This window comes from Ferruginibacter sp. HRS2-29, from assembly GCF_024343615.1.
Lineage (GTDB): Bacteria > Bacteroidota > Bacteroidia > Chitinophagales > Chitinophagaceae > Ferruginibacter.
Genome location: NZ_RJUB01000085.1, coordinates 1 through 1,754 on the forward strand (window position 1 = coordinate 1; position 1,754 = coordinate 1,754).

A 1,754-nucleotide genomic window follows, 5' to 3' on the forward strand; every position below is an offset into this window, starting at 1 on the left:
GCCTATGCCATACTGGTGGTGGGGCTGTATGAGCTGGCCGGGTTCCATTTCCTGGCGCTGCCGTTTGTGCCTATCGGGTTGGTGGGCACGGCAGTGGCGTTTTATGTAGGGTTCAAAAACAACTCGTCGTACGAGCGGCTCTGGGAAGCCCGTAAGATCTGGGGCTCGCTGGTCAATATCAGCCGCAGCTTTACCGTGCTGCTGCTCGATTACCTGCAGCCCTGCGAAAGCATGACCGAGGAAGCCCTGCAGGAGCACAAGCGCATACTGGTGCACCGCCACCTGGCCTACATCAATGCCCTGCGCATACAGCTGAGGCAGCGCCAGATCTGGGAGATCAAGGACGACCCGTTTACCACCATCGTTACCGACGATACCCCGTTTGTAAACCAAAACCTGCTGCAGGAGATCAAGCATTACCTGCACTCCGATGAGGCCGAGCCGCTTTACAACCAGGGCAATACCGCCACGCATATTTTGCGCAAGCAAAACGAACACATCAACTTCCTGGCTTCCAAGGGCTGCATCGACAGCTACAAACAGGTGGCGCTGGGCAATAGTGTGGCCCAGCTGTACGATCAGCAGGGGGCCTGCGAGCGCATCAAATCGTACCCCTTTCCGCGGCAGTACGCCCACTTCAGCGAAACCTTTGTGTGGATGCTGGCGGCGGTGCTGCCCTTCGGCCTCATAGGCGAGCTGGCCAAATACGGCGGCGACAGCCTGGTATGGCTGGCCATACCCATGAGCGTGGTGATCTCCTGGATCTTTTACGTGATGGAACTCATTGGCGACCGCAGCGAAAACCCTTTCGAAAACGGGGTAAACGACATCCCCATGACGGCCATTTGCCGCACCATAGAGATAGACCTGCGGGAAATACTCGGCGAAAAAGAGATACCTGCCCGGGTGCAGCCGGTGAATAACATCATCATGTAGCAAAAAATAAAAATTGAAAACCTTTTTGGCAATTGCTTAAAAATTAAGCAAAAACCTTACTTTTGCCTCCCGAAATCGGCGAATAAGTCGATGGGTGAGTATCAAAACGGTCCCGTAGTTCAATGGATAGAATAGAAGTTTCCTAAACTTTAGATCCAAGTTCGATTCTTGGCGGGACCACAAAGCGAAGTAGCAATACTTCGCTTTTTTATTTGTCTCCTAGAGCCGTGGTTCAATGGATAGAATATCCCCACAGTACTGTGGGGACTAAACTTCAGATCCAAGTTCGATTCTTGGCGGGACCACAAAGCGAAGTAGGAATACTTCGCTTTTTTATTTGTCTCCAGAGCCGTGGTTCAATGGATAGAATATCCCCACAGTACTGTGGGGACTAAACTTTAGATGCAAGTTCGATTCTTGGCGGGACCACAAAATGAAACCTGCTTAACGCAGGTTTTTTCATTTTGCCCAAAGCACAGTTTTTAAATAGATGCTCGAATGCTGCTCCCGGCCTGCCGTGAATACTATAATAAACTTCATCAGTGAACTGGCTGGCGGGGATGCCACGCCGGGGCATTGCCAGAGTTGAAGTAGATATTGTTCCTGGTACAACAGCCACCAACCATGGCGATGTATTACAATCATACCAATAACTATCCTTGAGTTCCCCAATCTTTCAATCTATGGTCGCATTCTTTTTTTGGGAGGCGAGGGTTAATGCTGATTATTTTATTTAAAAAATCAATGGCTTCCGGTTTTTGTAAATGGCCCTGAAGGATCAACTCATCCATGATCCATAGGATACCACACACAGTAAC

General features: G+C 50.1%; 1 protein-coding gene and 1 tRNA gene. Both read left to right on the top strand.

Annotated features, from left to right (window positions below; translation table 11 throughout):
* Positions 1 to 936, top strand: a 936-nt coding sequence (locus EGI32_RS11095; RefSeq protein ID WP_255155439.1) for a bestrophin family protein, incomplete at its 5' end; no start/stop codon positions are given.
* A gap of 108 nt (positions 937 to 1,044) precedes the next feature.
* Positions 1,045 to 1,116: transfer RNA gene (locus EGI32_RS11100), tRNA-Arg, on the top strand.
* The last annotated feature ends 638 nt before the right edge of the window (positions 1,117 to 1,754 follow it).